The 14,689-nt window shown below is 68.5% G+C and carries 25 protein-coding genes and 1 pseudogene; all 26 read right to left on the minus strand.

Going from position 1 to position 14,689, the window contains the following annotated elements:
• Positions 1-6 precede the first annotated feature (6 nt).
• The 26 genes and pseudogenes from rplQ to rplV all read right to left on the minus strand — a co-directional run bounded on the left by rplQ (position 7) and on the right by rplV (position 14,680).
• Positions 7-564 (minus strand): 50S ribosomal protein L17, encoded by a 558-nt coding sequence (rplQ, locus tag ACQPZO_RS26975; protein ID WP_387015046.1) that lies wholly within the window; start codon positions 562-564, stop codon positions 7-9.
• Positions 565-598: 34 nt separating this feature from the next.
• A complete protein-coding gene (locus tag ACQPZO_RS26980) occupies positions 599-1,621 on the minus strand; it encodes a DNA-directed RNA polymerase subunit alpha (RefSeq protein ID WP_161685869.1) in 1,023 nt (340 codons plus the stop codon).
• Between the two features lie 98 nt (positions 1,622-1,719).
• On the minus strand, positions 1,720-2,346 hold the full coding sequence (rpsD, locus tag ACQPZO_RS26985; RefSeq protein ID WP_350881949.1) for a 30S ribosomal protein S4: 627 nt from the start codon (positions 2,344-2,346) through the stop codon (positions 1,720-1,722).
• Positions 2,347-2,359: 13 nt separating this feature from the next.
• Positions 2,360-2,767, minus strand: coding sequence for a 30S ribosomal protein S11 (gene rpsK, locus ACQPZO_RS26990; protein WP_161685873.1), 408 nt, complete (start codon positions 2,765-2,767; stop codon positions 2,360-2,362).
• A gap of 18 nt (positions 2,768-2,785) precedes the next feature.
• A complete protein-coding gene (gene rpsM, locus ACQPZO_RS26995; protein WP_089012515.1) occupies positions 2,786-3,166 on the minus strand; it encodes a 30S ribosomal protein S13 in 381 nt (126 codons plus the stop codon).
• Between the two features lie 258 nt (positions 3,167-3,424).
• Positions 3,425-3,538, minus strand: coding sequence for a 50S ribosomal protein L36 (gene rpmJ, locus ACQPZO_RS27000; RefSeq protein WP_043965539.1), 114 nt, complete (start codon positions 3,536-3,538; stop codon positions 3,425-3,427).
• Between the two features lie 95 nt (positions 3,539-3,633).
• Complete coding sequence (gene infA, locus ACQPZO_RS27005; protein ID WP_007073013.1) at positions 3,634-3,855, minus strand: translation initiation factor IF-1; 222 nt, start codon at positions 3,853-3,855, stop codon at positions 3,634-3,636.
• 354 nt (positions 3,856-4,209) lie between these two features.
• Positions 4,210-4,773, minus strand: a pseudogene (locus tag ACQPZO_RS27010) (DUF1707 SHOCT-like domain-containing protein); the annotation flags it as partial.
• 201 nt (positions 4,774-4,974) lie between these two features.
• On the minus strand, positions 4,975-5,826 hold the full coding sequence (map, locus tag ACQPZO_RS27015) for a type I methionyl aminopeptidase (RefSeq protein ID WP_433344728.1): 852 nt from the start codon (positions 5,824-5,826) through the stop codon (positions 4,975-4,977).
• A gap of 89 nt (positions 5,827-5,915) precedes the next feature.
• Positions 5,916-6,569: an adenylate kinase gene (locus ACQPZO_RS27020; RefSeq protein WP_396670334.1), complete on the minus strand. Its 654-nt coding sequence runs from the start codon at positions 6,567-6,569 to the stop codon at positions 5,916-5,918.
• Positions 6,570-7,898: a preprotein translocase subunit SecY gene (gene secY / locus ACQPZO_RS27025; RefSeq protein WP_396670335.1), complete on the minus strand. Its 1,329-nt coding sequence runs from the start codon at positions 7,896-7,898 to the stop codon at positions 6,570-6,572.
• A 235-nt stretch (positions 7,899-8,133) separates the two neighbouring features.
• Positions 8,134-8,577 (minus strand): 50S ribosomal protein L15, encoded by a 444-nt coding sequence (rplO, locus tag ACQPZO_RS27030; protein ID WP_350881959.1) that lies wholly within the window; start codon positions 8,575-8,577, stop codon positions 8,134-8,136.
• Positions 8,577-8,759, minus strand: coding sequence for a 50S ribosomal protein L30 (rpmD, locus tag ACQPZO_RS27035; protein WP_433344729.1), 183 nt, complete (start codon positions 8,757-8,759; stop codon positions 8,577-8,579). The genes rplO and rpmD overlap by 1 nt, the downstream gene beginning before the upstream one ends.
• Positions 8,759-9,373, minus strand: coding sequence for a 30S ribosomal protein S5 (gene rpsE, locus ACQPZO_RS27040; RefSeq protein WP_387015026.1), 615 nt, complete (start codon positions 9,371-9,373; stop codon positions 8,759-8,761). The genes rpmD and rpsE overlap by 1 nt, the downstream gene beginning before the upstream one ends.
• Positions 9,374-9,406: 33 nt before the next feature.
• Complete coding sequence (gene rplR, locus ACQPZO_RS27045; RefSeq protein WP_161685888.1) at positions 9,407-9,796, minus strand: 50S ribosomal protein L18; 390 nt, start codon at positions 9,794-9,796, stop codon at positions 9,407-9,409.
• Positions 9,793-10,335: a 50S ribosomal protein L6 gene (gene rplF / locus ACQPZO_RS27050; protein ID WP_433344730.1), complete on the minus strand. Its 543-nt coding sequence runs from the start codon at positions 10,333-10,335 to the stop codon at positions 9,793-9,795. The genes rplR and rplF overlap by 4 nt, the downstream gene beginning before the upstream one ends.
• Before the next feature lie 16 nt (positions 10,336-10,351).
• A complete protein-coding gene (rpsH, locus tag ACQPZO_RS27055) occupies positions 10,352-10,759 on the minus strand; it encodes a 30S ribosomal protein S8 (protein WP_091242005.1) in 408 nt (135 codons plus the stop codon).
• Positions 10,760-10,876: 117 nt separating this feature from the next.
• Positions 10,877-11,062 carry a type Z 30S ribosomal protein S14 gene (locus ACQPZO_RS27060; protein ID WP_161685895.1) on the minus strand — a complete coding sequence of 62 codons (186 nt, stop codon included), beginning with the start codon at positions 11,060-11,062 and terminating at the stop codon, positions 10,877-10,879.
• Position 11,063: 1 nt separating this feature from the next.
• Complete coding sequence (gene rplE, locus ACQPZO_RS27065; protein ID WP_350881964.1) at positions 11,064-11,633, minus strand: 50S ribosomal protein L5; 570 nt, start codon at positions 11,631-11,633, stop codon at positions 11,064-11,066.
• The gene (gene rplX / locus ACQPZO_RS27070; protein WP_161685897.1) at positions 11,633-11,953 is read right to left on the minus strand and encodes a 50S ribosomal protein L24; all 321 of its coding nucleotides are present in this window, start codon (positions 11,951-11,953) and stop codon (positions 11,633-11,635) included. The genes rplE and rplX overlap by 1 nt, the downstream gene beginning before the upstream one ends.
• Positions 11,950-12,318, minus strand: a complete 369-nt coding sequence (gene rplN / locus ACQPZO_RS27075; RefSeq protein ID WP_023358185.1) for a 50S ribosomal protein L14 — start codon at positions 12,316-12,318, stop codon at positions 11,950-11,952. Before rplN ends, rplX begins: the two co-directional genes overlap by 4 nt.
• 97 nt (positions 12,319-12,415) lie before the next feature.
• Positions 12,416-12,694 (minus strand): 30S ribosomal protein S17, encoded by a 279-nt coding sequence (gene rpsQ, locus ACQPZO_RS27080; protein ID WP_387015016.1) that lies wholly within the window; start codon positions 12,692-12,694, stop codon positions 12,416-12,418.
• A complete protein-coding gene (rpmC, locus tag ACQPZO_RS27085) occupies positions 12,691-12,927 on the minus strand; it encodes a 50S ribosomal protein L29 (protein WP_320066523.1) in 237 nt (78 codons plus the stop codon). Before rpmC ends, rpsQ begins: the two co-directional genes overlap by 4 nt.
• Positions 12,927-13,352 (minus strand): 50S ribosomal protein L16, encoded by a 426-nt coding sequence (gene rplP, locus ACQPZO_RS27090; protein ID WP_229400536.1) that lies wholly within the window; start codon positions 13,350-13,352, stop codon positions 12,927-12,929. Before rplP ends, rpmC begins: the two co-directional genes overlap by 1 nt.
• A gap of 3 nt (positions 13,353-13,355) precedes the next feature.
• Positions 13,356-14,222: a 30S ribosomal protein S3 gene (gene rpsC / locus ACQPZO_RS27095; protein WP_433344731.1), complete on the minus strand. Its 867-nt coding sequence runs from the start codon at positions 14,220-14,222 to the stop codon at positions 13,356-13,358.
• Complete coding sequence (gene rplV, locus ACQPZO_RS27100; protein ID WP_161685907.1) at positions 14,222-14,680, minus strand: 50S ribosomal protein L22; 459 nt, start codon at positions 14,678-14,680, stop codon at positions 14,222-14,224. The genes rpsC and rplV overlap by 1 nt, the downstream gene beginning before the upstream one ends.
• Positions 14,681-14,689 lie beyond the last annotated feature (9 nt).

The raw sequence follows: 14,689 nt of genomic DNA on the forward strand, positions 1-14,689 counted from the left end.
CGTTGATCAGGCCTTGTTCTCGGTGGCCTCGTCGCTGTCCTCGCGGGCGGCGTCGGTGTCGCCGGACGCCGACACCGGCGCCTCGGCGTCCTGGTCGCCGGACTTCGCCTGCGGGGTCTCCTCCGCGGGGGCGAGCGCCTCGACCTTGTCCTGCTGTGCGGCCTTGCGAGCGGCGGTCTTCTTGTTCGCCTTGGGCTCGGCGACCTGAAGCTCCTCGACCAGCTCGATGACCGCCATCGGAGCGTTGTCACCCTTGCGCGGGCCAGTCTTCACGATCCGGGTGTAGCCACCGTTGCGGTTGGCGTACCGGGGCGCGATCTGGTCGAACAGGGAGTAGACCACGTCCTTGTCCTTGACGACGCCCAGCACCCGCCGCCGCGCGGCGAGGTCGCCCCGCTTGGCCTTGGTGATGAGCTGCTCGGCCAGCGGACGCAGCCGCCGGGCCTTCGTCTCGGTGGTCTTGATCTTGCCGTGCTGGAACAGCGCGGTGGCCAGGTTGGCCAGCATCAGGCGCTCGTGCGCGGGGCTGCCGCCGAGGCGGGGGCCCTTGGTGGGCGTGGGCATGCTTGGTGCTCCTCAGGTGTGGCGGCAGCGGGGACTAGAGCTGCTCGGTCTCGCGGTAGTCGTCGGTGTCGTAGTCGGCCTCACCGAAGGCGTCCACGACGTTCGCCGGGTCGAAGTTCGGGGCCGAGTCCTTCAGCCCCAGACCCATCCCGGCCAGCTTCATCTTGACCTCGTCGATCGACTTCTGGCCGAAGTTGCGGATGTCGAGGAGATCGGCCTCGGTGCGCCCGATGAGCTCACCGACGGAGTTGATGCCCTCGCGCTTGAGGCAGTTGTAGGAGCGGACGGTGAGGTCCAGCTCCTCGATCGGCAGGGCCAGATCCGCCGCCAGCTGCGCGTCCTGCGGGGACGGCCCGATGTCGATGCCCTCGGCGGTCTCGTCCAGCTCCCGGGCCAGCCCGAAGAGCTCCACCAGCGTCGAACCGGCGGAGGCCAGCGCAGTACGCGGGCCCATCGACGGCTTGGTCTCGACGTCGATGATCAGCCGGTCGAAGTCGGTCCGCTGCTCGACCCGGGTCGCCTCGACGCGGTACGTCACCTTCAGCACCGGCGAGTAGATCGAGTCGACCGGGATGCGGCCGATCTCGGCGCCGGACTGCTTGTTCTGCGCCGCGGTCACGTAGCCGCGACCCCGCTCGACGGTCAGCTCCATGTCGAGCCGGCCCTTGCCGTTGAGGGTGGCGAGCTTCAGGTCCGGGTTGTGCACCGAGACGCCGGCCGGGGGCTGGATGTCGCCCGCCGTCACGTCGCCCGGGCCCTGCTTACGCAGGTACATGCTGACCGGCTCGTCGTGCTCGGAGCTGACGCACAGCTCCTTGATGTTCATGACGAGTTCGACCACGTCCTCTTTGACGCCGGGGATCGTGGTGAACTCGTGCAGCACGCCGTCGATCTTGATGGAGGTGATCGCCGCACCCGGGATGGACGACAGCAGCGTACGCCGCAGCGAGTTGCCCAGGGTGTAGCCGAAGCCCGGCTCCAGCGGCTCGATGGTGAACCGGGACCGGGTCTCGTTGATCGACTCTTCGGAAAGAGACGGTCGCTGGCTGATGAGCATGTCTTCTCTTCTCTTCCGGGACGCCCGCTATTTGACGTCCGCGACACAAACTGTTCCGGTGGTCCGCCCCGCAGGGCGGACCACCGCAACGAGCCCGACTACTTGGAGTAGAGCTCGACGATCAGCTGCTCCTGGACCTGGGTGTCGATCACCTGGCGGGCCGGGAGCGAGTGCACGAGAACCTTCATCTGGCTCGGGATGGCCTCCAGCCACGCCGGGACCGTCTTCGAGCCGGCCTGAGCCTGCGCCACGATGAACGGGGTGAGCTCCTTGCTCTTGGCCCGAACCTCGATGATGTCGTGCTCCTTCACCCGGAACGACGGGATGTCGACCTTCTTGCCGTTCACCGTGAAGTGGCCGTGCTTGACCAGCTGACGGGCCATGTCACGCGAGTGCGCGAAGCCGGCCCGGTAAACGACGTTGTCCAGCCGCGACTCGAGGATCTGCAGGAGGACCTCACCGGTCTTGGCCTGCTTGCCCACGGCCTCCTCGTAGTAACCGCGGAACTGCTTCTCCAGCACGCCGTAGACACGGCGGGCCTTCTGCTTCTCGCGGAGCTGGAGCAGGTACTCCGTCTCCTTGGTGCGGCCGCGGCCGTGCTGCCCGGGCGGGAACGGCCGGGACTCGAACGGGCACTTCGGGCCATCGCACTTGCTGCCCTTGAGGAACAGCTTCATCTTCTCCCGCCGGCAACGGCGGCAGTCAGCACCGGTGTAACGAGCCATCTCTCTCTACCTCTCAGACCCGGCGACGCTTCGGCTGACGGCATCCGTTGTGCGGCTGCGGGGTGACGTCGGCGATCTGCCCGACCTCCAGCCCGACGGCCTGCAGCGAACGGATCGCGGTCTCCCGGCCGGAGCCGGGGCCCTTGACGAACACGTCGACCTTGCGCATGCCGTGCTCCATCGCCCGACGCGCGGCGGCCTCGGCGGCCAGCTGCGCGGCGAACGGGGTCGACTTGCGCGAGCCCTTGAAACCGACCTGGCCGGCGGAGGCCCAGGAGATGACCGCACCGGTCGGGTCCGTGATGGACACGATGGTGTTGTTGAAGGTGCTCTTGATGTGCGCCTGCCCGTGGGCGACGTTCTTGCGTTCCTTGCGCCGGACCTTCTTGACAGCGGCTCCGGCACGAGCCTTCGGTGGCATAAGTCTGTGCGCTCCTAGTTACTTCTTGCCGGGCTTCTTCTTGCCGGCGACGGTCCGCTTCGGGCCCTTGCGGGTCCGCGCATTGGTCTTGGTCCGCTGGCCACGCACGGGCAGACCCCGGCGGTGCCGGATGCCGGCGTAGCAGCCGATCTCGACCTTGCGGCGGATGTCAGCGGCGACCTCGCGGCGCAGGTCGCCTTCAACCTTGTAGTTGCCCTCGATGTGGTTCCGGAGCTGGACCAGCTCCTCGTCCGTGAGGTCCCGAGCGCGCTTGTCCGGCGAGATGCCGGTGGCGGCGAGCGTCTCCAGGGCGCGGGTACGACCCACGCCGAAGATGTAGGTGAGCGCGATCTCCATCCGCTTTTCGCGGGGGAGATCCACGCCGGCTAGACGTGCCATGTGCGGGCGTACTCCTTGTGGTGTTCTGCGGAGGTCTGCACCCGCCCCACCCCGCTCCGGTCGGCCCGGCGCCGTGGCGCCGGGAGGATCGACCGCTGCCCGAACGGGCCCCGGCCTCCGACCGGGGGTCAACCACGCAGGGGTACGCGCTACGCGTACCGCTCGCGGCTGGGACGAGCTGATGATGTGTTTGCTGGACCTGCGGCCCGGGCCGGTTCGACTGGCCGTGATCAGTAGATCACGGTCGATCGGACTGGTTCAGCCCTGGCGCTGCTTGTGGCGCGGGTCGCTACAGATGACCATGACCCGGCCGTGCCGACGGATCACCCGGCACTTGTTGCAGATCCTCTTGACGCTCGGCTTGACCTTCACGGTTGCCTTACTTCCCATCTGGCCCGGAGACGCGACACGCGCGACGCCGGACGTCGAAGACGGACACGGGGACTACCCGGCCGCCGTCAGGTCGCTTACTTGTAGCGGTAGACGATGCGCCCGCGGGTCAGGTCGTACGGCGAGAGCTCGACGACGACCCGGTCCTCCGGCAGGATGCGGATGTAGTGCTGCCGCATCTTGCCGCTGATGTGAGCCAGGACCTTGTGACCGTTCGCGAGCTCCACCCGGAACATTGCGTTCGGCAGGGGCTCGATGACGCGCCCCTCGATCTCGATGGCTCCGTCTTTTTTCGGCATGTCCTCCGCTGTCCTGACGTCGGTTGCTCCGGACGGCCCACAACGTCTTACACGAGCCCCGGAACGCTGTTTCGGGGCCCGCGCCAGCCGCGGCTCCGACTCCCACCGAAGCGCAGGATGGGCATGCCGGAGTGGACGCTGTGCGCCGATCAGAAAGTCTACGCCCGCCTGCAGGTCGCCGCCAAACCGGGCGCGAATCGGTGCGTCGGACCGGACAGACAAGGCCATTCAGACCTCGGCATCGGCCTCGCCCCGCCGGCGTTCCCGCTCGTCGGCCGGCAGCTCCCCCATCGGCCCCCGAGGGTCCTCCCCGTCCGGCGGGACCAGGTCCGGGCGTTCCCGCTCTTCGGCGGCCGGCAGCGCCCGCCGCTCGGGCTCCTCGGCGGCGGCAGCCAACTTCCGCGCCCGCTTGCGCGCCCGCTTCGCGAGCCGGTGTTCACGCCGCCGCTCCTGCTCCGCCGCCCACCGCCGCGGCTCCCCGGAGGTGAGACCGGCGACCGTGCGCACCAGGAGCACCGCCCCCCACGGCCCGGCCACCCAGGCGGGCCAGAAGTAGAGCAGGTCGGTGGCGAGGAGCGAGGTCACCGCCCAGACGGTCACCACGATCGCGACCACCCGCAGGTACGGAAGCCAGACCTCGGCCAGCCACCGGGCGGTCGCCGACGACCGGGCGCGTTCCACCGCTGGCGGGACCGCGTCCGGCACCGTTGCGAGTTCCGACGCTGCCGGGGCCGCCGGCACCGGCAGATCGGTCACCAGCGCGTCCAGTTCGCCGTACGTGCGCGAGGCGTACGCCCGCTGCAACCGCTCGTCGTACTCGTGCAGGTCGAGCCGGCCCTCGTCCACGGCCATCCGCAGTTGGTCCGCCACTACCTGCCGGTCCGCGTCGGCGGCCCGCATCCCGTCGCGTCCCTCCATGCCAGCAAGCATGCCACCGTCCGGCCACCACCGGCTCCTCACGTCGGCTGGAGCCGGGCCGGCACCGCGTGCCGGTGTCCGTGCACCTCGCGGGACCTCAGGAGGCCACAGCGCGGGCCTCAGGCGGGGCGGTGGTAGCCGCAGCGGTCCGGGGCGCCCCGGACACCCCCGCACAGACGCCAGCGGGACGCGGCGGAGGGCTCAGCGGGTCGGTGAGTCCGCAGGCTGGCGGGCGGTGACCAGATCGCCGAGGCGGCCCCGGCCCCCGTCGAACGCTGTGAGCACCCACACCCCGTCGGGCAGCAGCGCCATCGTGTGCTCGACGTGCACCGCCATCGAGCCGTCCCGGGTGACGACCGTCCAGCCGTCGGCCAGTTCGGCCGTGCGCGGCGAGCCCCTGGTGATCATCGGCTCGATGGCCAGCGCCATACCCGGCACCAGCCGGGGGCCCTTGCCGGGCCGGCCGTGGTTGAGCACGTGCGGGTCCTGGTGCATCTCGGTGCCGATGCCGTGCCCGCCGTACCCGTCGACGATGCCGTACCGGCCGCCCTTGCGGACCGCGCTCTCCACCGCGTGCGAGATGTCGGTCAGGCGGCCCTTGCCGCTGGCCGCCCCCCGCGCCGCAGCGGCGATCCCGGCCCACATCGAGTCCTCGGCCACCGCGGCCATCTTCAGCAGTGCCGGGTCGACCTCCCCCACGCCGGCGGTGATCGCCGCGTCGCCGTGCCAGCCGTTCAGCACCGCGCCGCAGTCGATCGAGATCACGTCGCCGTCCCGGAGCACCTGGGCGGGCGACGGGATGGCATGCACCACCTGCTCGTTGACCGACGAGCAGATCGAGGCGGGGAAGCCGTGGTAGCCCTTGAACGAGGGAACCGCGCCGGCCTCCCGGATCGTCGACTCGGCGATCGCGTCCAGGTCGGCGGTGCTGACCCCGGGAGCGACCGCCTCTCGCATCCGACGCAGCGCCTCGGCGACCACCAGCCCGGCGGCGCGCATCATCTCGATCTGGTCGGGGGTCTTCAGCTGGATGTCCAGCTGGGGACGACGCATGGAGCCGTTACCTTTCGTCGCGCGGATCAGCGGGGCACGTCGCACGTACCCCGCTGTTCGCACTCTATCCGCCGGAGCCCCGGCGGTCGTCAGCCGCCGTATGAGCGGAGGGCGTCGATGGCGCGGACGGTGACGTCCTCCACCGGGCCGGTGGCGTCGATGCCCACCAGCTTGCCCTGGGCGCCGTAGTAGTCCACCAGCGGCGCGGTCTTCTCGGCGTACTCCCGCAGCCGGGCGGCGATGGTCTCCGGCTTGTCGTCGTCGCGCTGGAACAGCTCCGCGCCGCAGCGGTCGCAGATGTCGTCCCGGGTCGTCGCGTCGAACTCGACGTGCCAGATCTTCCCGCAGCCCCGGCAGGTACGCCGGCCGGAGAGCCGCCGGATCACCTCGTCGTCGTCGACGACCAGCTCCAGCACCAGGTCCAGCGCGGTGCCGAGGTCGGCGAGCAGCTTGTCCAGCGCGGCGGCCTGCGGCGTGGTGCGCGGGAAGCCGTCGAGCAGGAAGCCCTCGCTGGCGTCCGGCTCGGCGAGCCGGTCCCGGACCATGTTGATGGTCACCTCGTCCGGGACCAGCTTGCCGGCGTCCATGTACCGCTTGGCCTCGATGCCCAGGGGTGTGCCCTGGGAGACGTTCGCCCGGAAGATGTCACCGGTCGAGATCTTGGGCACCGAGAGGTGAGCGGCGATGAACTCCGCCTGTGTGCCCTTACCCGCGCCCGGCGGGCCAACCAGAACGAGTCGCATCTACCGCAGGAACCCTTCGTAGTTCCGCTGCATGAGTTGGCTCTCGATCTGCTTCACGGTCTCCAGACCGACGCCGACCATGATGAGCACAGCGGTGCCGCCGAACGGGAAGTTCTGGAACTGCTGGTTGTTCAGCCAGATGAAGAAGAAGTTCGGCAGGACCGCGACGATACCCAGGTAGAGCGCGCCCGGCAGGGTGATCCGGCTGAGGATGAAGTCGAGGTAGTCGGCGGTCGGCTTGCCGGGGCGGATGCCCGGCACGAAGCCGCCGTACTTCTTCATGTTGTCCGCGACCTCGGTCGGGTTGAACGTGATCGAGACGTAGAAGTACGTGAAGAAGATGATCAACATGAAGTAGATCACGATGTGCGCCGGGCTCGACGGGTTGACCACGTTGTTCTGGATCCAGGCCTGGGTCTTGCCCGGGTTGTTCGGGTCGAAGAACTGGAGCGCCAGCTGCGGCAGGTAGAGCAGCGACGAGGCGAAGATGACCGGGATGACACCCGCCTGGTTGACCTTCAGCGGGATGTAGGTCGAGGTGCCGCCGTACATCCGCCGGCCGATCATCCGCTTGGCGTACTGCACCGGGATCCGGCGCTGTGCCTGCTCGATGAAGGTGACGGCGGTGATGACCACCAGGACCAGCGCGAGCACCAGGAAGAACTTGCCCCAGCCCTGCTGGGTCTTGATCTTCCAACCCTCGGCGGGAAGACGCGCCGCGATCGAGGTGAAGATCAGCACCGACATGCCGTTGCCGACGCCCCGGTCGGTGATCAGCTCGCCGAGCCACATCACCATGCCCGTGCCGGCGGTCATCGTCATGACCAGGATGGTCAGCGTCAGCCAGTTCGGGATGCCGGTGCCCTCGGGGACGATCGGGAACTGGTCGCACTTGTTCTGGAAGAGCTGCCCGGAGCGGGCCAGCGCCACGAACGCCGACGACTGGAGGATGCCCAGGCCGAGGGTGAGGTAGCGGGTGTACTGGGTGATCTTCGCCTGGCCGGCCTGACCCTCCTTGCGGAGCTGCTCCAACCGCGGGATGACCACGGTGAGCAGCTGCAGGATGATCGACGCTGTGATGTAGGGCATGATCCCCAGCGCGAAGACCGAGAGCTGAAGCAGCGCCCCGCCGGAGAAGAGGTCGAGCAGGTTCAGCACCCCGGTGGTGTCCCCCTGGATGCTGTCGAGACACTTCTGCACGTTGCCGTACGAGACACCCGGGCTGGGCAGGGTTGCGCCGAGCCGGTAGACCGCAATGATGCCTACCGTAAACAGCAGCTTCTTGCGCAGGTCAGGCGTACGGAACGCACTGAGAAAGGCGGACAGCAACTTTCTTCCTCCTGCGCGAGGCGGGCCGCCGGTGGTGGTCCCTGGCGGGTCGGGTGGGTGCCGGGCGAGCGCCCGATATCCATAGCTGGGATGGGACTCTAACAGCCCGATCCCGGTCCGGGCAGGTGTGCCCGGCTACATAAACCGAATCCGATATTACCCGGTGCACACGTTCGGGGTAGACCGTGGCGCCCGCCCAGTCACAGACAACTGAGCGGGCGCCACGGGTTCTGCCCTACAGCTCGGTGACGGAGCCACCGGCGGCGGTGATCTTCTCCTTGGCCGACGCGCTGAACGCGTGCGCCGACACCTGGATGGACACGCCGCTCAGGTCGCCGGTGCCGAGGACCTTGACCGGCTGGCCCTTGCGGACCGCGCCGGCCTCGACCAGCTCCAGCGGGCCGACCTGGCCGCCGTTCGGGAACAGCTCGGCGAGCCTGTCCAGGTTGACCACCTGGAAGACCACCTTGAACTTGTTCTTGAAGCCCTTCATCTTCGGCAGGCGCATGTGGATGGGCATCTGCCCACCCTCGAACGCAGCCGAGATGTTCTTGCGGGCCTTGGAGCCCTTGGTACCGCGACCGGCGGTCTTGCCCTTGGAGCCCTCGCCGCGACCCACGCGGGTCTTGGCGGTCTTGGCACCGGGCGCCGGGCGCAGGTGGTGGACCTTGATCGTCATTACTCGACCTCCTCGACCTTCACGAGGTGGTTGACCGCGAAGATCATGCCCCGGATCTCCGGCCGGTCCTCCTTGACCACCACGTCGTTGATCCGCTTGAGACCGAGCGAACGCAGCGACTCACGCTGGTTGCGCTTGGTCCCGATCACGGACCGGAGCTGGGTGACCTTCAGGCGAGCCATCAGGATGCCACCCCCGCCCGCGACGCCAGCATGGCGGCCGGCGCGACGTCCTCGACCGGCAGGCCACGACGGGCCGCGACAGCCTCCGGGGACTCCAGCCCCTTCAGCGCCGCCACCGTGGCGTGCACGATGTTGATCGGGTTCGACGACCCGAGGCTCTTGGAGAGCACGTCGTGGATGCCGGCACACTCCAGCACGGCACGCACCGGGCCACCGGCGATGACGCCCGTACCGGCCGAGGCCGGCTTGAGCAGCACCACGCCGGCGGCGGCCTCACCCGTGATCGGGTGCGGGATCGACTTACCGATCCGCGGCACCTTGAAGAAGTGCTTCTTGGCCTCCTCGACGCCCTTGGCGATCGCCGCGGGCACCTCCTTGGCCTTTCCATACCCCACGCCGACGTTGCCGTCGCCATCGCCCACGATCACCAGGGCGGTGAAGCTGAAGCGACGACCACCCTTCACGACCTTGGCGACGCGGTTGATCGCGACGACCCGCTCGAGGTGCGGGGTCTTTTCGACGGGCGCGTTTCCGCGGCCGCCCTCACGGCGGTTGTCGCGGCGACCACCCTCGTTGCCACCGGACCCGCCGCCACGGCGCTGTTGACCTGGCATCAGCAGCCTTCCTTCTCTCTCGTGACGGGGTTTCTAGAACTCGAGCCCGGCTTCGCGGGCGGCGTCGGCAAGCGCGGCGACCCGCCCCGCGTACCGGTTGCCACCGCGGTCGAAGACGACCTTCGAGATGCCGGCAGCCTTGGCCCGCTCGGCGAGCAGCGTGCCGACCTTGCCGGCCAGGGCGCTCTTGTCGCCCTCGGTGCCGCGCAGCGAGGCGTCCAGGGTCGAGGCCGACGCCAGGGTGTGACCCTTGGTGTCGTCCACGATCTGGGCCACGACGTGGCGCAGCGACCGGGTGACGACCAGACGGGGACGCTCGGTGGTGCCGCTGACGTTCTTGCGGACCCGGAAGTGTCGACGCGCACGGCCGACGGCGCGCTTGGCGGCAACGCCGCGGCGGCGCTTGAGCAGCGTGGCGCTCACTTCTTACCTGCCTTTCCAGCCTTGCGGCGGATGACCTCGCCCTGGTACTTCACGCCCTTGCCCTTGTAGGGCTCCGGCGGGCGGATCTTCCGGATGTTGGCGGCAACCTCGCCGACCTGCTGCTTGTCGATGCCGGCCACGTGGAACACCGTCGGCTTCTCCACCGTGAAGGTGATGCCGTTCGGCGCGGGGACCAGCACCGCGTGCGAGAACCCGAGCGCGAACTCCAGGTCCTTGCCCTTGGCCGTGACCCGGTAACCGGTGCCGGCGATCTCCAGGCTCTTGCGGTGGCCCTCGGTCACGCCGACGATCATGTTGGCGACCAGCGTACGGCTCAGGCCGTGCAGCTCCTTGGCCTTGCGCTCGTCGTTGGGCCGGTTGACCTGCAACTGGCCGTCCTCGGCGTGCTCCGCCGTGATGGGCTCGGCGAGCGTGTGCGACAGCTCGCCCTTCGGGCCCTTGACCTTGACGGTCTGGCCGTCGATCGTGATGTCGACGCCGGCAGGCACCGGGATCGACTTACGTCCAATACGCGACATTTCTACCTGTCTCCCGTTACCAGACGAAGGCGAGGACTTCCCCGCCAACGCTCCGCTTGCGGGCCTGCCGGTCGGTGAGCAGCCCCTGGGACGTCGAAATGATCGCCACGCCCAGCCCGCCGAGCACCCGCGGGAGCCCGTCCGACTTGGCGTACACCCGGAGACCGGGCTTGGACACGCGCTTGATGCCGGCCAGGCTCCGCTCGCGGCTCTGGCCGTACTTCAGCTCGACGACCAGTCGCTTGCCGACGGCGCCCTCCTCGGGCTCCTCGACCGACCAGGTGGCGATGTAACCCTCGGCCTTCAGGACCTCGGCGATGTTCGCCTTGATCTTGGAGTAGGGCATCGTCACCCGGTCGTGGTACGCCTGGTTGGCGTTACGCAGACGCGTGAGCATGTCTGCGATCGGGTCGGTCATCGTCATGGATTTCGTCAGCCTTTCTCGCCGGGGTTCCCGGGGCGGTGAGCCCCGGGCCTACGGCGAAGAGCAATACATGATCGGTGCAAGGGGCCCCGGCCGGCAGCCGGGGCGCGGTCGCCCTTACCAGGAAGCCTTGGACACGCCCGGCAGCTCACCGCGGTGGGCCATCTCCCGGATGCAGATCCGGCAGAGCCCGAACTTGCGGTAGACCGCCTTGGGACGCCCACACCGCTGGCAGCGGGTGTACGCGCGAACCGAGAACTTCGGCTTCGCGGCCGCCTTGAGGATCAGCGCCTTCTTGGCCATCTCAGTTCTCCTTGAACGGGAAGCCCAGGAGCTTGAGCAGCGCCCGGCCCTCGTCGTCGGTCGTGGCGGTCGTGACCACCGTGATGTCCATGCCCCGCTGGCGATCGATCTTGTCCTGGTCGATCTCGTGGAACACCGACTGCTCGGTCAGACCGAACGTGTAGTTGCCGTGCCCGTCGAGCTTGCGCCCGTCCAGACCGCGGAAGTCGCGGATACGAGGCAGCGCGATGGACAGCAGACGGTCCAGGAACTCCCACATCCGGTCGCCGCGCAGGGTGACCTTCGCGCCGATCGGCATGCCCTCGCGGAGCTTGAACTGCGCGATGGACTTGGTCGCCCGCCGCACCTGCGGCTTCTGGCCGGTGATGGTGGCCAGGTCCCGGACGGCGCCATCGATCAGCTTGGCGTCCCGGGCGGCCTCGCCGACACCCATGTTGACGACGATCTTGACCAGCCGCGGCACCTGCATGGGGTTGCCGAAGCTGTGCTGCTCCTGCAGCTTGGCCACGATCTCGTTGCGGTACCGCTCCTTGAGGCGCGGCATGGTCTTGGCTTCGGTAGCCGTGGTCATCACAGGTCCTTACCGGTGCTACGCGCGATGCGGACCTTCTGGCCGTTGTCGTCGAAGCGGTACCCGACGCGGGTCGGGTTCCCCTCGGAATCCAGGACCTGCACGTTGGAGACGTGGATCGGGGCTTCCTGGGTGACGATGCCACCGGTCTTGGCGCCACGCTGGGTGGTGCTGATACGGGTGTGCTTCTTGACCCGGTTCACGCCCTCGACCAGGATCTTGTCCTGCCGCGGGTAGGACGCGATGACCTTGCCCTTGGCACCCTTGTCCTTGCCGGCGATGACGACGACCGTGTCGCCCTTCTTGACCTTCACGGTCACAACACCTCCGGCGCGAGGGAAATAATCTTCATGAACCGCTTGTCCCGCAGCTCCCGGCCCACCGGGCCGAAGATACGGGTGCCGCGCGGGTCCCCACCGTCCTTGATGATGACGGCGGCGTTCTCGTCGAAGCGAATGTACGAGCCGTCCGGCCGCCGCCGCTCCTTGGCGGTGCGGACGATGACGGCCTTGACGACGTCGCCCTTCTTCACACCGGCACCCGGGATCGCGTCCTTGACCGTGGCCACGATGACGTCGCCGATGCTCGCGTAGCGCCGACCGGAGCCCCCGAGAACCCGGATGCACAGGATCTCCCGGGCACCCGTGTTGTCGGCGACGCGCAGTCGCGACTCCTGCTGAATCACGTCTATCTCCTATGTCTGCCGGTTCTCCGGCCGCCTGCCGCGGCCGGAGCCTGGCGGAACCCGCGCCCGACTGAAGCCGGGCGAGATCGAGCCTTCGCTACTTGGCCTTTTCCTGGATCTCCACGATCCGCCAACGCTTCGTGGCGGACAGCGGCCGGGTCTCCATGATCAGAACCCGATCGCCGATGCCGGCGGCGTTCTGCTCGTCGTGCACCTTCAGCTTGCTGGTACGGCGCATGATCTTGCCGTACAGCGCGTGCCTGACCCGGTCCTCGACCTCGACCACGACGGTCTTGTCCATCTTGTCGCTGACCACGAGGCCCTCGCGCACCTTGCGGCGGGCCCGCGCTTCGGCGGTGGTGGTGTTCTCGCTCATGATGCAGTCACCTCAGTCGGCGCGGCGGAGAGACCCAACTCGCGCTCACGCATGATCGTGTAGATCCGGGCGATCTCCCGACGGATGACCTGCAACCGCCGGTTGTTGTCCAGCTGCCCGGTTGCGCCCTGCACGCGGAGGTTGAACAGCTCCGCCTTAGCCTCGCGCAGCTTCGTGACCAGCTCCTCGTCGGAGTGCTCACGCAGCTCGGAGGCCTTAACGCCCGCTGCCATCAGGATTCACCCACTTCGCGCGTAACAATGCGGCACTTCATCGGGAGCTTGTGGATCGCGCGACGCATCGCTTCTCGCGCGATCTGCTCGTTGGGGAAGGACATCTCGAAGAGGATCCGCCCCGGCTTCACGTTGGCGACCCACCACTCGGGCGAGCCCTTACCGGAACCCATCCGGGTCTCGGCCGGCTTCTTGGTCAGGGCCTGGTCCGGGAAGATCGAGATCCAGACCTTACCGCCACGCTTGATGTGGCGGGTCATCGCGATACGCGCCGACTCGATCTGCCGGTTGGTCACGTACGCCGGCTCGAGAGCCTGGATCCCGAACTCGCCGAACACCACGCGGTTGCCACCCTTGGACGCGCCACTGCGGTCCGGGTGGTGCGGCTTGCGGAAGCCCTTCGGGGGCTTGCGCGGCATCAGCATCTGTCAGCCCTCCTGCTGCGTTTCTGCCGGAGCCGAAGCGACCGAGGCGACAGCAGCGCTGTCGATCGGCTCGCCGCTCGGCGTCTCAGCCTGCTGCGCGATGGTGGTCGCAGCAGCCCGGCCGGCCTCGGTGCCACCGGCGGTCGTGCCGGACGAACCGGACCGACCACGGCGCGGACGCTCGGGGCGGTCGGCACGCTCACGACGCGGGCGCGACGGCGCCTCGGCCGGGGTCTCCCGACCCGGCACCGCGTCACCCTTGTAGATCCAGACCTTCACGCCGATGCGGCCGAAGGTGGTACGGGCCTCGAAGAAGCCGTACTCGATGTTGGCCCGCAGCGTGTGCAGCGGGACGCGACCCTCGCGGTAGAACTCGGTCCGGCTCATCTCGGCGCCGCCGAGGCGACCCGAGACCTGGACCCGGATGCCCTTGCACACCGGGTTCTTCATCGCCGACTGCATCGCCTTGCGCATCGCCCGACGGAAGCTGACCCGGCTGGAGAGCTGCTCGGCGACGCCCTGGGCAACCAGCTGCGCGTCCGACTCGGGGTTCTTCACCTCGATGATGTTCAGCTGTACCTGCTTGCCGGTGAGCTTCTCCAGCTCGCCGCGGATCCGGTCGGCCTCCGCACCCTTCCGGCCGATGACGATGCCCGGCCGGGCGGTGTGGATGTCGACGCGGACCCGGTCCCGGGTGCGCTCGATGTCGACCTTGGAAATGCCGGCACGCTCGAGGCCCTTGGACATCATCCGGCGAATCTTGACATCTTCGCCGATGTAGTCCTTGTAGAGCTTGTCCGCGAACCAGCGGGACTTCCAGTCGGTCGAGATGCCGAGCCGGAACCCAGTGGGGTGAACCTTCTGACCCATTACTCGGCGCCCTCCGTCTTGCTCTCCGTCTCAGCGGCCTCAGCCTGCTTCGCCGGGGCGACCTTCTTCGCCGCGGACTTCTTCGGCGCAGCCGGCGCGACCGCCTCGACCGCCACAGTGATGTGGCAGGTCCGCTTGCGGATCCGGTACGCCCGGCCCTGCGCGCGCGGCCGGAACCGCTTCATCGTCGGGCCCTCGTCGACGAACGCCTCGCTGACGAGCAGCGCATCGGGGTCCAGCCGCTCGTTGTTCTCCGCGTTCGCGATCGCGCTCGCGAGCACCTTGTACACCTGCTCGCTCGCAGCCTGCGGCGCGAACTGCAGCACCGTAAGCGCCTCCTTCGCGGGCAGGCCGCGGACGAGGTTGACCACCCGGCGCGCCTTCATCGGCGAGATGCGCACGTGCCGCGCAATCGCCCGCGCGCCCGGAAGCACCGGAGCGTCGCCCTTTCCTGGCATCGCTGTAAC

It is taken from the genome of Micromonospora sp. CA-111912, assembly GCF_050948415.1.
Classification (GTDB): domain Bacteria; phylum Actinomycetota; class Actinomycetes; order Mycobacteriales; family Micromonosporaceae; genus Micromonospora.

Excerpts from the sequence above, each read along its gene's own strand:
- rplQ (WP_387015046.1), bottom strand. The coding sequence starts at position 564 with ATGCCCACGCCCACCAAGGGCCCCCGCCTCGGCGGCAGCCCCGCGCAC.
- ACQPZO_RS26980 (WP_161685869.1), bottom strand. The coding sequence starts at position 1,621 with ATGCTCATCAGCCAGCGACCGTCTCTTTCCGAAGAGTCGATCAACGAG.
- rpsD (WP_350881949.1), bottom strand. The coding sequence starts at position 2,346 with ATGGCTCGTTACACCGGTGCTGACTGCCGCCGTTGCCGGCGGGAGAAG.
- rpsK (WP_161685873.1), bottom strand. The coding sequence starts at position 2,767 with ATGCCACCGAAGGCTCGTGCCGGAGCCGCTGTCAAGAAGGTCCGGCGC.
- rpsM (WP_089012515.1), bottom strand. The coding sequence starts at position 3,166 with ATGGCACGTCTAGCCGGCGTGGATCTCCCCCGCGAAAAGCGGATGGAG.
- infA (WP_007073013.1), bottom strand. The coding sequence starts at position 3,855 with ATGCCGAAAAAAGACGGAGCCATCGAGATCGAGGGGCGCGTCATCGAG.
- map (WP_433344728.1), bottom strand. The coding sequence starts at position 5,826 with ATGCGTCGTCCCCAGCTGGACATCCAGCTGAAGACCCCCGACCAGATC.
- ACQPZO_RS27020 (WP_396670334.1), bottom strand. The coding sequence starts at position 6,569 with ATGCGACTCGTTCTGGTTGGCCCGCCGGGCGCGGGTAAGGGCACACAG.
- rplO (WP_350881959.1), bottom strand. The coding sequence starts at position 8,577 with ATGACGATCAAGGTCCACCACCTGCGCCCGGCGCCCGGTGCCAAGACC.
- rpmD (WP_433344729.1), bottom strand. The coding sequence starts at position 8,759 with ATGGCTCGCCTGAAGGTCACCCAGCTCCGGTCCGTGATCGGGACCAAG.
- rpsE (WP_387015026.1), bottom strand. The coding sequence starts at position 9,373 with ATGCCAGGTCAACAGCGCCGTGGCGGCGGGTCCGGTGGCAACGAGGGT.
- rplF (WP_433344730.1), bottom strand. The coding sequence starts at position 10,335 with ATGTCGCGTATTGGACGTAAGTCGATCCCGGTGCCTGCCGGCGTCGAC.
- rpsH (WP_091242005.1), bottom strand. The coding sequence starts at position 10,759 with ATGACGATGACCGACCCGATCGCAGACATGCTCACGCGTCTGCGTAAC.
- ACQPZO_RS27060 (WP_161685895.1), bottom strand. The coding sequence starts at position 11,062 with ATGGCCAAGAAGGCGCTGATCCTCAAGGCGGCCGCGAAGCCGAAGTTC.
- rplE (WP_350881964.1), bottom strand. The coding sequence starts at position 11,633 with ATGACCACGGCTACCGAAGCCAAGACCATGCCGCGCCTCAAGGAGCGG.
- rpsQ (WP_387015016.1), bottom strand. The coding sequence starts at position 12,694 with ATGAGCGAGAACACCACCACCGCCGAAGCGCGGGCCCGCCGCAAGGTG.
- rpmC (WP_320066523.1), bottom strand. The coding sequence starts at position 12,927 with ATGGCAGCGGGCGTTAAGGCCTCCGAGCTGCGTGAGCACTCCGACGAG.
- rplP (WP_229400536.1), bottom strand. The coding sequence starts at position 13,352 with ATGCTGATGCCGCGCAAGCCCCCGAAGGGCTTCCGCAAGCCGCACCAC.
- rpsC (WP_433344731.1), bottom strand. The coding sequence starts at position 14,222 with ATGGGTCAGAAGGTTCACCCCACTGGGTTCCGGCTCGGCATCTCGACC.
- rplV (WP_161685907.1), bottom strand. The coding sequence starts at position 14,680 with ATGCCAGGAAAGGGCGACGCTCCGGTGCTTCCGGGCGCGCGGGCGATT.